The sequence below is a fragment of the Bradyrhizobium sp. B124 genome (assembly GCF_038967635.1).
Lineage (GTDB): Bacteria > Pseudomonadota > Alphaproteobacteria > Rhizobiales > Xanthobacteraceae > Bradyrhizobium.
The window spans coordinates 7,559,045-7,572,220 of record NZ_CP152413.1; the positions used below are offsets into that span (position 1 = coordinate 7,559,045).

Sequence of the window (13,176 nt, forward strand, 5' to 3'; positions counted from 1 at the left end):
GTCGATTGACACTTCTCCCATAACGGGCATATTCATGCAAATCCTGTTTATCATGATAAATAGAATGAACCGGCCAGCGAGCGGGAAACGAGCGTGGTGATCGGGCAAAATATTCCTGAAATCTGGGCAGCGATTCACACGCCTTTCGACAACTCCGGGGCCATCGACGAGGCCGGGGTTCGCCGGAATGTCGGCCACTACATCGCAGCTGGCCTCGCGGGCGTGTTCTGCAATGGACTGATCGGCGAGGTCTGGTCGCTCACGTTGCAGGAGAGGAAGCGCGTTATCGAAGTGATCGCCGATGAGGCCGGAGGCCGTCTCGGAATCTCGGTGGTGATCTCGGGTCCTTCGGTTGAGGAGACCGTCGAGCTTGGCGAGCACGCGCGTCGGCTTGGCGTCAGTCACGCCGTGCTGATGGTCCCGACCTCCGGCCCGCGATCCCCCGCGCAGCAGTTCGCGTATCTGCACCACATCTGCACACGTCTGGAGATGCCGATCGTCATCTTCAACGCCCGAACCGCTGCAGGCAGCCCATTGGATCCTGCCGTTTTCACGCAGCTCTGTTCGCTGCCCAACCTCAAGCTGCTGAAGACCACCGGCACTACAGCTGAGAACGCTGCGCTTCGCCAAGCCGCGCGCAATGGCGTGCTCGTCTCCGATCCTCTGGAAGAGAACTTCTTCGGCAACATGCAGCGCGAAGGCCAGTCGATCCTGTATGCTGACCCCGAGCCCTACCTGTACCAACGCGGGGACTTTCGTCCGATCGCGAACTACGTGGCGCTGCTGGCGTCCGGGCAAACGGAAGAGGCGGCGCGCATTTGCGCGTCACTCGCACCACAACGGGTCGTCTTCAACAAGTGGATCATGGACCCGCTGAAGAGCGGTCATATGCCGAACGCGGCGGTCAAGCACTGGTGCGATCTGATTGGCATTGCCGGTGGCGCCGTGCGCTCGCCCGTCACGCCTCTGTCCGCCGCCGAGCGGAGAGAACTGGAAGCAGACCTCGTCGCATGTGAGGCGCCAGGCCTGCTCTCTGCCGCCGAACGAACCTCGTCGTAACTTGCCGATCATCCAGGGAGAGGAAAATGACCTTGAAGCCCTTCGACCGTCGCTCGTTCCTTCAGATGCTGGCCGCTGCCGGCTCCGCACCATTCGTTCTCGCTATTGCGGCTGCGCACGCGGAAACGCCCCTTACGGTCGGGATCCTCTATTCCGGTTCAAAACAGGATTATGGCTTCAACCAGTCTCATGCGCAGGCCGCAGCCGCGCTGAAGAAGCTACCCGGCATCAAGGTGGTCGAAGAGGAGCGCGTTCCCGAAACAATCGCCGCCCAGCGCAGCATGGAAGGGATGATCCGCCAGGATGGCGCGCAGCTCATCCTGGCGACGTCCTTCGGCTACTTCAAGCCTCACGTTCTGGAGATGGCGGCCAAATATCCGGATGTCACCTTTGCTCACACCGGCGGCGTCTGGACCGCGGGCATGCCCGAAAACATCGGCACGTTCTACGCCTACATTTTCGAGGCGCAGTACATTTCGGGAATCATCGCGGGCCACATGACAAAGAGCAAGAAGCTCGGCCTCGTCGCTGCGAAGCCGACGCCCAATCTTCTGCGAAGCATCAACGCGTTCGCGATCGGCGCCCGTTCGGTCGATCCGGCCATTCAGGTGCAGGTCATCTTCACGGGCGATTGGGTGCTTCCGGTGCGCGAAGCAGAGGCGACCAATACGCTCGTCGATCAGGGCGCCGACGTCATCGCGGCCCAGGTGGACAGCCCGAAGGTGGTGATCGAGACGGCCGAGAAGCGCGGCGTCATGTCGTGCGGCTACCATTCGAGCCAGGCGGATGTCGCTCCCAACGGCTATCTCACGGGAGCCGAATGGAACTGGATCACGCCGTATCTTGTGTATGTCGGCAGCGTCCGGGGCGGCAAAAAGCCCGAGCACTATCTGCGTGCCGGCATCTCCGACCATTTCGTCAAGAACAGTCCTTTCGGAAAGCTCGTCACGCCCGAGGCCCGCGCGGCGGCCGAGAAGGCAAGAGCAGACCTTATCGGCGGCACGCTCGTGGTCTACAGCGGCCCGCTCAAGGACAACAAGGGTAACGTCGTCATCCCTGCCGGCGTCATGCAGAGCAGCAACGACCGCGCGCTCGACGGTATCAACTACCTCGTTGAAGGCATCATCGGCCAAGTCTAGGAGGCGACCTTGTCTTCGATCTTGGGAATCGAGTCCGCGCCGTCGAACCCGCCGGGAACCGCAGCCCAGCTCAGCGTGGCCTTGCCCGTCCTGGCGGTGCTGCTTGCATCGGCGGTCTTTGCGGCCTTCGTCGCTTTATACGGGCAAAACCCTTTCACGGTGTTCGGCCTGATCGTTCAAGGCGGCTTCGGCAGCAGCTTCGCCTGGCAGGATACCTTGTCGCGGGCCGCACCGTTGATCTTGGTAGGCTTGGCCGTTGCCATACCCGCACAGGCAGGCCTGGTGATCATCGGCGGCGAGGGCGCTCTCGTGCTCGGAGGACTTGCAGGGGCCATCGTGACGTTGCCGTTTGCGGGAGCGCACGCACTTCCGATGCAAGTCATCATGTTGGTCGCCGGCGCTCTGGCAGGAGGACTCTGGTTCGGTCTGGCCAGTGTGCTCCGGCAATACCGGGGTGTGAATGAAACGATCTCGAGCCTGCTCCTGTCCTACATTGGGATCGCGATCTTTCACCATCTGACGGAAGGCCTGCTCCGGGATCCGGCGAGCCTCGATAAGCCGTCGACCCATCCGATCGATCCGTCCTACATGTTGCCCATGCTGCCGGGCGTTGGCGTTCATGCCGGGCTTGCGGTCAGCCTGGCGCTGGCCATCATCGCCCACGTCGTGCTGCGCTACACACGATGGGGTTTTGCGCTGCGCGTGGTCGGCGGTAGCGCCAGGGTCGCGAGGATGGTCGGCCTGGCCGTGAATCGCTGGGTCATCGGTGCGACGTTTGTGGCGGGCGGAATGGCGGGAGTTGCCGGCGCGATCGAGGTGGCGGCCGTGCAGGGGACGGCCAACTCCTCACTCATCGTTGGCTATGGCTACAGCGGAATCCTTGTCGCGTTCCTGGCGCGCCACCAGCCGCTCGCGATTGTCGCTGTCGCATTCTTGATCGGCGGCATGCAGGCAAGCGCCAGCCTGCTGCAACGGCGCCTCGAACTTCCTGATGCAACGATGCTGGTGTTTCAAGGCTTGATCTTCGTCTGCGTCCTCGTCGCGGATGCAATTGCACAACAATTGCGAGAAAAGGCACGGAGGTAAGCATGGATCCCACGGCAATCGGTTGGCTCGCACTGCCACTCGCGATCTTGGGCGGAGCGATCCGTGTTTCGACCCCCTTCATCTTCGTCAGCATCGGTGAGCTCATCACCGAAAAATCGGGGCGCATCAATCTGGGTCTCGAGGGCACGCTCATGCTGGGCGCGATGGCGGGATACGGGATCTCGTATCTCTCCGGCTCGCCCTGGCTCGGCGTGCTCGCAGCGGGACTGGCCGGAACCGCCTTCGGGGCGCTGCACGGTCTGCTCTGCAGTGTGAAGCGCGTCAATGATACGGCGACCGGCATCAGCCTCATCGTGCTCGGCACAGGCCTGGCGTTCTTCTTCGGCAAACCCTTGATCGAACCCAAGGCGCCAGCGCTTCCTTCGATAGCTCTCGGATTCTGGTCGAGCGTGCCGCAGGTGCGAGCAGGGTTGGACGTGAACGCGCTGTTCTTTGTCGGAATTGCGTTGGCGTTCGCGGTCTATGTCTTCCTGAACAGGACCGGCTGGGGACTGATGCTGCGCACCGTCGGAGACAGCGAGGATGCGGCGCGCGCGCTTGGTTTCCCGGTATTGCGGGTGCGCATCCTGGCGACGATGACCGGCGGCTTTCTCGCCGGCGTCGGCGGCAGCTTCCTGTCGCTTTCATATCCCGGGAGCTGGAGCGAAGGCCTGTCCAGCGGGCAGGGCATCATGGCGGTGGCGCTCGTCATCTTTGCGCGTTGGCGTTCCATCAACGCCCTCGGCGCATCACTTCTGTTCGGCGGTGCAGGCGCCCTCGGGCCGGCGCTGCAGGGTGTTGGCGTCACCGGCTATTATTACCTGTTCAACGCGGCTCCCTACATCCTGACGCTGGCGATTATGGTGGCCTCGACGTCGCGCGCGGCTCCGTTCGCCGATGCGCCCGGCGAACTCAAGCTGCACCGATGAGAAACGCTGTGACCGGAATACGTCCTTGAGGATCATCCGATGACCGCTCCGCAAGTCGAACTCAAGAACATGACGAAGCGTTTCGGAGCGAATCTCGCTCTGAACAACGTGTCGCTGCTGATCCGGTCGGGCACCGTCCATGCGCTGCTCGGGGAGAATGGCGCCGGAAAGAGCACATTGGTCAAATGCCTCGTGGGTTTCTACCATCCGGATAATGGCCATATCCAGGTCAACGGGCGCGAGCACAGGCTGAACTCGCCGAAGGATGCCGATGCGCTCGGCATCGGTATGGTGTATCAGCATTTCACGCTGGTCCCGTCCATGACGGTCGCGCAGAATCTCGTTGTCAGCGGCGCGAGACTGCCAGCCTACGTCAACTGGCAAAGCGAGCTGAAGCGGCTGGCCGAAGTCACCAAGAAGCTTCCGTTCCACGTCCCGCTCGACGTGCGAGTCTCGCAGCTCTCTGCGGGCGAGAAGCAGAAAGCCGAGATCGTCAAGCAGCTCTATCTCGGGCGCAAGCTTCTCATCCTGGACGAGCCGACGTCCGTACTCACGCCGGCGGAAGCCGATGAGGTGCTCGGCTATGTTCGCAGCCTGACGCGGGCGGGCGAGCTTAGCGCCGTTCTGATCAGCCACAAGTTTCACGAAGTACGCCGATACGCCGACGACGTCACGGTGCTGCGGCGTGGCGCGTCAGTCCGAACCGGAGCGGTCGCGGATCTGTCGGACGATGCCCTGGCCGAAGCAATGATCGGAGAACCCGTCAGCAAGGCCGTGCAGCACGCGTTGAAGTTGCCGCCGAAGAGCAAAATTGTCCTTTCCATCAAGCAGGTCTCCGTGAACGGCGACAACGGACTGCCGGCCGTGAAGGATCTCTCACTGGAGGTTCGCGAAGGTGAAATTGTGGGAATTGCCGGGGTGTCCGGGAACGGACAGTTGGAATTGGTCGAGACCTTGATGGGTCAGCGCGATCGCAGCGGTACCATCGCCGTATCCGGCGCCGCCTTCAACGGTGCGCGAAAGGAAATTGGCCGCCTCGGCGTCTACGGGTTGCCGCAGGAGCCGCTCAAGAACGCCTGCATTGATCGGATGTCGCTGGCGGAGAACCTTGCCCTGCGCAACTTCGATCGGGCGCCGCTCTGTCGAGGTATCGCGATGAACTACCGCGCGCTCGCGGAGCAGGCCGAGAAGCTCGTAAAGCAATTTCGTGTCAAAGCCCCGGGCTTGACGGCGAGCATGAGCGCGCTCTCCGGAGGCAACGTGCAACGAGCGGTTCTTGCGCGAGAACTTACCCAAAACGTCCGATTGCTGATCGCGTCCAATCCAACCTTCGGCCTCGATTTCGTCGCCTGCGAAGAGACATACCGCCGGATCGTCGAGGTGCGGAACGGCGGTGCCGCGGTGCTGCTGATCTCTGAAGACCTCGACGAATTGCTCGGCCTGGTCGACAGGATCCTCGTCATGAGCGGGGGGCGCATTGTCCATGAGGTTGCGGCCGATGGCGCCGACAAGCGCGTGATCGGAAAATACATGGCGGGCATGAAAGCGGCCTGACTTAAGGCGCGTATCGGATCGGAACTTACAGGGAGACTGCTCGTGGTCACGCAGATAAATCATTTCATCAATGGCAAGCGGGTGCCAGGCGGTACGGAGCGAAGGGTGGCTGTCTTCAACCCGGCAACGGGCGAGCAGACGGGTTCGGTCGCGGCCGCCAACGCGACCGTTGTGCCGGACGCCGTGGCTGCGGCCAGCCGGGCAGCGCAGGGCTGGGCGGATACGACGCCCTTGCGACGGGCGCGCGTGTTGTATCGCTTTCTGCGGATCCTTGAAGACCGCGCAGGACAGCTCGCCGAAGTGGATCGTATCGGAGCACGGTAAGGTACATTCCGACGCTTTCGGGGAAGTTCAGCGCGGGATGGAGGTGGTCGAGTTTGCGACAGCTGCCCCGCAGTTGCTCAAGGGCGAGCTCACCGAGAATGTCGGGACCCGCGTCGACAGCTATTCCACGCGCCAGCCGCTCGGGGTGGTCGCCGGAATCACGCCTTTCAATTTTCCGGTCATGGTCCCGATGTGGATGTTTCCGGTCGCACTCGCCTGCGGAAACACCTTCATCCTGAAGCCGTCGGAACGTGACCCGTCCGCCTCGCTGGTCATGGCGGAATGGCTGAAGGAAGCCGGCCTGCCGGATGGCGTCTTCAACGTGGTGCAGGGTGATAAGGAGGCCGTCGACGCGTTGCTGCATCATCCGGACGTCTCGGCGATCAGCTTCGTGGGGTCCACGCCCATCGCGCAGTACATCTATTCGACCGGGAAGCGTTGCCAGGCGCTCGGCGGCGCCAAGAACCACATGATCGTGATGCCCGATGCCGACATGGATCAGGCGGTCGACGCGCTGATGGGCGCCGCTTACGGCTCCGCCGGCGAACGTTGCATGGCGATTTCTGTTGCCGTACCGGTCGGCGAGAAGACCGCGGATAGGCTCATCGCCGCCCTGGAGCCGAAGGTTCGAGGCCTGAAGGTCGGGCCGGGTACCGATCCCGAAGCCGAGATGGGTCCTCTTGTCACCAAGCAGCATCTGGAGAAGGTTCGCAGCTACATCGATGCGGGCATCGCGGACGGGGCGAAGCTGCTCGTGGACGGACGCAAGTTCAGGATGCAGGGCTACGAGGGCGGCTTCTTCCTGGGGCGGGACCCTGTTCGATCACGTCACCCCGAGCATGAAGATCTACAAGGAGGAGATCTTCGGGCCCGTGCTGTCGGTCGTGCGAGCGCCGGATTATGCGACTGCCGCGCGGCTGATCAATGAGCACGAATTCGGCAACGGAACATCGATCTTCACCCGTGATGGCGATGCTGCGCGTGAATTCGCCCATCAGATCAAGGTCGGCATGGTCGGCATCAACGTTCCAATTCCGGCGCCGATGGCCTTTCACTCCTTCGGAGGATGGAAGGCATCGATCTTCGGCGATCACCACATGCACGGACCGGAAGGTGTTCGCTTCAATACACGAATGAAGACGGTCACCAGCCGCTGGCCAACTGGAATACGAGCCGGGGCCGAATTCGTCATGCCGACCATGGCGTGACGGCGCCCGGATACCGGCGTTTGTCTGTTCTCCCAAACTGCGAGGGCCCTCGGCCCTCGTTTTTTTATAGGCCATTCCACTGGCCGCAGCCTTAAGAGAAATGCTCGATGATGCCGCAGACAGTTGTGCAAGCCCAGTGCAGGCCCGACCTCGATTTTTCTCGAGATTTCTGACATCAAATCCATTCTGGAACGATCGAGCGACCCGGCGTCGTCGCCGAGCCGGGCTCGACCCCTTAAGCCCGCGTCAATTGGCTGTTGAGCGGATGCGAAGTCGGCTTTCTCAGGGGCCACATCCGTGGAAGCGGCAGCCGAGGATCAAGTCTCGGCACGCCCTCCGCGGGCGATCTCGGTGACCGACGAGCGCTGGGTTCAAAACCGTTCGCCCGGAATGTATTGGTCAAGCACAGCACCGGGAGAGACAGCACCAAGCCGAGACCGCTGAACATGGCGACCGAGATGACGGCGTCGATGCCGGCGACCGACAAACTCGATCCGCTCGGTCAGAGCCTTGCCTTTTCAGGGGTGCTTCGTGGCGCCGGAAAGATCCCAGCCAGATTCGCCCGGGCGAGGGTGATGAAAGAAAACGTTGATGATGTCGGTGTAGCTCGTACCGCAAGCGCCTCTTTGCGCGGCAAGAATGGTCTCGGCCCCCACCAAGTTTTCGTCTGATCCAGAGGTATGGACGTTGCGAGCGCGGCCATTTGGGGGCGGGCGGTGTCGCCCAGGTGCTCGGTAGTCGTCCCCGGGCAAGGAAAGCCAAGCTCGCATCGAGATGAAGTTGCCACGGGCAGTTTGGGGTCCAAGCCTTGAGGGTGTGCGTCGTTGCCAGATGCGTCAGAGCGCGCCCAAGTCAACTACCAGCTTCGGCAATTGATGCAATTGACGGACACATGGCAATCAGCATCAACGGCCGCGACATCAAGGACTACGGACGCAATATATGAAAAGCTTTGGTGCGATGCCGTGTCGGGAGTGCACGTCAATGGCAGCGGTGGAGTGAAGGGTGGTCAAAGCTAGCGCGACGACAAAGTCGCGGGCTGGAAAGCCGACGCTTTCCGCTCCAGACGATGATCCTTATCTGTGGCTGGAACAGATCGAGGGCGCGCGGGCGCTGAAATTTGTCGAACGGCAGAATGGCAAGACGCTGCAGGCATTTGGGGGCGTGGCATTCGAGCGAGATCGCGACGCGCTGACCTCGATTTATGATCGCCCGGACAATATCCCCTCCATCAGCCGGCGCGGCGGCCATCTCTACAATCTCTGGAAGGACGCCAACAATCCACGCGGCCTCTTGCGACGAACCACCTTGGAAGAATTTCGCACGCCGAAGCCGTCATGGGACGTTCTGCTCGACGTCGATCAGCTCGCGGTCAGCGAAGGCGAAGACTGGCTTTTGAAGGCGACGGTCTCGCTGGCCGGGAATCATAGCAGGACGATTGTGAGCCTGTCGCGCGGCGGCGCTGATGCCGCCACCTTGCGCGAGTTCGACTACGACGCGAAGACCTTTGTCCGCGATGGCTTCATCTTGCCCGAGGCCAAGAGCGCGGTTGAATGGCTCGATCCCGATACGCTTTTGCTCTCGAGCTCTTATGGGCAGGGCATGGCGACGACCTCCGGCTATGCACGTACAGTGAGGCTATGGCGGCGCGGTACGCAGGCGGATCAAGCGCCAGTGATCTTTGACATCGTGCCCGATCATGTCGAAGCCGGCTGCAATGTCGACCAGGCCGTCGTGCCGCCACGGATGTGGTTCGTCGATCATGTGGATACCTTCAACGTTGCCATCTGGCTCGGCGATGTATCCGGCGTTACGACGAAGATCGATCTGCCAAGCAACATCCGGATCCACCCCCATAGCGACTGGCTTGCCATCATACCGCGCGAATCCTGGTCTGTGGCGGGGCAGACCTATGCCGCGGATACGGTGCTCGTCATCTCTTTGGCCGCTTTCCTTGAAGGCAACCGTCGGTTCGAGGTTCTTTTCGAACCAGGCCCACGCCGCGCGCTGCAGGGGCTGTTTTGGAGTGCCGGCAAGCTTGTGCTTTCCATTCTAAACGAACTGCGGCCATTCTTCGAGATCTGCTCGCCATCCAATGAAGGCTGGAGCCGCGCGCAACTGCGCGGGCTTCCCGACATAGGGGTCGTCCACGTCTGGCCCCTTGATAGCGATCCATCCGAAAGCAATGGCGACCTGCTCGTCGACAGCCAGGATCCGCTCACGCCAGCTTCGCTGATGCTCATCGAGAATAACGTCGGCAGTCCGACCGTGCTCAAGCAGGCGCCGATGACCTTTACCCCGGATGGGCTTGTGGTCACGCAACACGAGGCCATTTCGATCGATGGCGAGCGCATTCCCTATGTCCAAACCGGTCCGGCCGGCGAGAGCGGCGATGCGCCGGTCCATATGAGCGGCTATGGCGGCTTTGGGATTTCGATGAGGCCGTTTTACAATTCAGCGCTTGGCAAGCTTTGGCTGGAGCGCGGCGGCACCACGGTCCAGGCCAATCTACGCGGCGGCGGCGAGTTCGGCACCCGCTGGCACGATGCCGGCCGACTTGCCGGCAAGAAATTGTCGCATGACGACTTCGCGGCCGTTGCCGCCGATCTCGTGCGTCGTGGCGTCACGGCGCCGAAGCGGATCGCAGCCCAGGGCGGATCGAACGGCGGTATCCTCATCACCAATATGCTGACGCGCTATCCGGAACGCTTTGGCGCGCTGTTCTGTACGATCCCGCTGATCGACATGCGCCGCTACACCAAGCTTCTGGCAGGCGCAAGCTGGATTGCAGAATATGGGGACCCGGATAAGCTCGAGCACTGGGAATGGCTCAAGACCTATTCCGCGTATCATGCCGCCACGCACGGCCGAAAATACCCGCCGATCCTGATCGCTACTACGCGGCGCGATGATCGTGTTCATCCCGGACACGCGCGCAAGATGGCCGCGAAGCTCCAGGCGATGGGCTACGAGGCCTATTTCTACGAGCCGGCGGCGGGCGGCCATGGTTACGGTCGGGACAACAGGGAGCGGGCCGGCTTCGAGGTGCTGGGCTTTCGCTTCCTGAAGAGCAAGATCGGCTGGCTTGACGGCGAGGCTTTAGGCGGGGCCCGGCGCTTGTGATCCCACAAACTCCAGCGCGATTGTTGCATGAGATTTGAGCGGTAGGAGATTGCAAAGACGCTCGGTTTGACCAGCCCTTTCTGAGCCCCGCGCTATCCTGCGGCATTGGGGGCAGCCTTTCCATTTCTAACGTTTCAATGTTCGCGTGGAAAATATGATTGCGCAGCCGCCAATTTCGAGGCGGCAATCGCAACAACGCGATCATGGCGCGCTGGCTTGTCTGAGCCAGGCGCCCGTTCGCCACACACGAAGGAGACGAGATGAAGCAGCGGGATGTGGCCGAAGTCAATCTTCACGACCTACAGGTATCGGATCCGCTGATTGGGAAATGCCAGCAATTGGTGAGGGACGTGGCGATTCCCCATCAATGGGACGCGCTGAACGACCGCAATCCCGAAGCGACCCCGAGCCACGCGGTAGAAAACTTCCGTATTGCCGCCGGACGTGCGAAGGGGGAGTTCTACGGCACGGTTTTCCAGGACAGTGATGTCGCAAAATGGCTAGAGGCGGTTGCTTGGTCGCTGTGCCAGACACCCAATCCGGACCTGGAGAAGGCCGCCGATGAGCTGGTTGAATTGATTGCGGCATCCCAATGCGGCGACGGCTATCTCAACACTTATTTCATGCTAGAGGCGCCTCAGGAGCGCTGGAGCAACCTAGCGGAGTGTCACGAGCTTTACTGTGCCGGCCACTTGATTGAGGCCGGCGTCGCTTTCTTTCTGGCTACCGGCAAACGACGCCTGCTGGACGTCGTTTGCAGACTTGCTGACCACCTCTGCACAGTTTTCGGCGCGGAGCGCGATCAGCTCCACGGCTATGATGGCCATCCAGAAATTGAACTTGCATTGACGCGCCTCTACGAAGTGACACAGGAGCAGCGATATCTGACGCTAGCCAATTATTTCGTGGAGCAACGCGGGACAGAGCCGCACTTCTATGACATTGAATACGAGAAACGCCAGCAATCATGCCACGTCAGTTCAAATGGCGCGCCCTGGACGGTGAAGAATAAAGCCTATAGCCAGGCGCACCTGCCAATCTCGGAACAGCGGACCGCAACCGGTCATGCCGTTCGGTTTGTATACCTCATGACTGGGCTCGCTCATCTCGCGCGTCTTCGTCAGAACGAGCAGCAACGCCAGGCTTGCCTGCGGCTATGGCAAAACATGGTGCAGCGCCAGATCTATATCACCGGGGGGATCGGCTCGCAAAGCTTCGGCGAAGCGTTCAGCAGCGATTACGATCTGCCGAACGATACTGCGTACGCGGAAAGTTGCGCGTCGATTGGCCTGATGATGTTCGCACGCCGTATGCTGGAGATGGAAGTGGACAGTCGCTATGCCGACGTGATGGAGCGCGCGTTGTACAATACGGTCCTGGGCAGTATCGCTTTCGATGGGCGTCACTATTTCTATGTTAACCCGCTCGAAGTTCATCCCCAAACGCTCAGCTCCAATGGCATCTACCATCATGTCAGGCCGGTGCGGCAACGCTGGTTTGGCTGCGCGTGCTGTCCGCCGAACATTGCGCGCCTTTTCACATCAATTGGCCATTACATCTATACGCCATGCTCCGACGCGCTCTATATCAATCTCTACATTGGCAATAGCGTGACGGTATCGGTGGGCGGGCATACGCTGCGGTTGCTCATGAGCGGCAACTATCCTTGGAAGGACGAGGTGGAAATCGCCGTGGAATCTGCACAGCCGGTCGCCCACACGCTCGCGCTGCGCTTGCCGGAATGGTGCAGCGCGCCGGAGGCGACCCTAAACGGCGAACCTGTCCATTGCGAGTCGCGCAAGGGCTATTTGCATATTCGCCGCACGTGGCGGCAGGGAGATCGGGTCAAACTATCGCTGCTGATGCAAGTGCGCCGCGTATACGGTCATCCGCAACTTCGCAATTTGGCCGGGAAGGTGGCTATCCAGCGCGGTCCTTTGATATATTGTCTGGAAGAAATCGACAATGGGACCGAGTTACACAACCTTTGGCTTCCTGCGGAAAGCCGGTTTTCGCTTATCGAAGGTACTGGTCCCTTTAGCGACAAGATTTTGCTGCAGGCTGATGGGGCGCGGTTGCAACACACGCGCTTTGAAGAAGGGGCCCTTTATCAGTACGACAAAGTGCCTGGACAGCTGCAACCACAGCGGCTGACATTCATTCCGTGGTTCAGCTGGGCCAACCGCGGCGAAGGCGAAATGCGGATTTGGATCAATGAGCGTTGACGCGAACGCCTGAGTGGTGCGTCAAGTTTGGCCGTGATGATGCCGTGTCATCCAGCCTTCCGGCGATCGCCAGCTGATTGAGACGGCGCAGCCAGAAAAGTCGGCGCATGGCTGGCCGAAGGTCGAGACCCTGACGACACGCTTGCGCCTGCCAACTCCACGCATCACTCGCACATGGGCGCAGGCGCGGATATGACGCGGGTTACCCTCGGGAAGGGCCGGGTGCGGGAAAGCCGCCCGCCCGGATCTGTGACCGCAAAGCCGAATGGCCGAGCTACTCGACCACGATCGCATCTACCGGACAAGCACCTGCGCGCGACCGTCGAGCGGCTGTTTGAACAGGCATTCGCGCAGATTGAAGCGACGCCACCACCGACATCGCAGCTCATCCAGGGTCATCCGTTGATCCGCACCTCCGAGGATGCGGCGATCTCTTCAGCCGCGCTGTGCGGCGCAATGCCGCCAATCGGGGCAATTGTCGCGATGGTGGCATATGATCGGCATCCGGCGATGGTGACGACTACTGGAT

8 protein-coding genes and 2 pseudogenes are annotated in these 13,176 nt (G+C 61.2%); all 10 read left to right on the forward strand.

All coding sequences use genetic code 11. The features are described 5' to 3' along the window. The first annotated feature begins 93 nt into the window (after positions 1-93). A complete protein-coding gene (locus AAFG13_RS35905) occupies positions 94-1,059 on the forward strand; it encodes a dihydrodipicolinate synthase family protein (protein WP_342709790.1) in 966 nt (321 codons plus the stop codon). A gap of 26 nt (positions 1,060-1,085) precedes the next feature. Beyond that, the gene (locus AAFG13_RS35910) at positions 1,086-2,198 is read left to right on the forward strand and encodes a BMP family ABC transporter substrate-binding protein (RefSeq protein WP_342709791.1); all 1,113 of its coding nucleotides are present in this window, start codon (positions 1,086-1,088) and stop codon (positions 2,196-2,198) included. A gap of 9 nt (positions 2,199-2,207) precedes the next feature. Beyond that, positions 2,208-3,284, forward strand: a complete 1,077-nt coding sequence (locus tag AAFG13_RS35915; protein ID WP_342709792.1) for an ABC transporter permease — start codon at positions 2,208-2,210, stop codon at positions 3,282-3,284. Between the two features lie 2 nt (positions 3,285-3,286). Continuing rightward, positions 3,287-4,213, forward strand: a complete 927-nt coding sequence (locus AAFG13_RS35920) for an ABC transporter permease (RefSeq protein ID WP_342709793.1) — start codon at positions 3,287-3,289, stop codon at positions 4,211-4,213. 39 nt (positions 4,214-4,252) lie between these two features. Further along, entirely contained in the window at positions 4,253-5,767 is a 1,515-nt protein-coding gene (locus AAFG13_RS35925; protein WP_342709794.1) for an ABC transporter ATP-binding protein, read from the forward strand. Between the two features lie 42 nt (positions 5,768-5,809). After that, positions 5,810-7,299, forward strand: a pseudogene (locus tag AAFG13_RS35930) (CoA-acylating methylmalonate-semialdehyde dehydrogenase). Positions 7,300-7,745: 446 nt separating this feature from the next. Beyond that, positions 7,746-7,970, forward strand: coding sequence for a hypothetical protein (locus AAFG13_RS35935; protein ID WP_342709795.1), 225 nt, complete (start codon positions 7,746-7,748; stop codon positions 7,968-7,970). A 334-nt stretch (positions 7,971-8,304) separates the two neighbouring features. Then, positions 8,305-10,422, forward strand: coding sequence for a prolyl oligopeptidase family serine peptidase (locus AAFG13_RS35940; RefSeq protein WP_342709796.1), 2,118 nt, complete (start codon positions 8,305-8,307; stop codon positions 10,420-10,422). A 260-nt stretch (positions 10,423-10,682) separates the two neighbouring features. Then, on the forward strand, positions 10,683-12,647 hold the full coding sequence (locus tag AAFG13_RS35945; RefSeq protein ID WP_342709797.1) for a beta-L-arabinofuranosidase domain-containing protein: 1,965 nt from the start codon (positions 10,683-10,685) through the stop codon (positions 12,645-12,647). Positions 12,648-12,950: 303 nt separating this feature from the next. After that, positions 12,951-13,120: pseudogene (locus AAFG13_RS35950) on the forward strand (IS21 family transposase); the annotation flags it as partial. Positions 13,121-13,176: the final 56 nt, after the last annotated feature.

Excerpts from the sequence above, each read along its gene's own strand:
- AAFG13_RS35910 (WP_342709791.1), top strand. The coding sequence starts at position 1,086 with ATGACCTTGAAGCCCTTCGACCGTCGCTCGTTCCTTCAGATGCTGGCC.
- AAFG13_RS35920 (WP_342709793.1), top strand. The coding sequence starts at position 3,287 with ATGGATCCCACGGCAATCGGTTGGCTCGCACTGCCACTCGCGATCTTG.
- AAFG13_RS35925 (WP_342709794.1), top strand. The coding sequence starts at position 4,253 with ATGACCGCTCCGCAAGTCGAACTCAAGAACATGACGAAGCGTTTCGGA.
- AAFG13_RS35935 (WP_342709795.1), top strand. The coding sequence starts at position 7,746 with ATGGCGACCGAGATGACGGCGTCGATGCCGGCGACCGACAAACTCGAT.
- AAFG13_RS35945 (WP_342709797.1), top strand. The coding sequence starts at position 10,683 with ATGAAGCAGCGGGATGTGGCCGAAGTCAATCTTCACGACCTACAGGTA.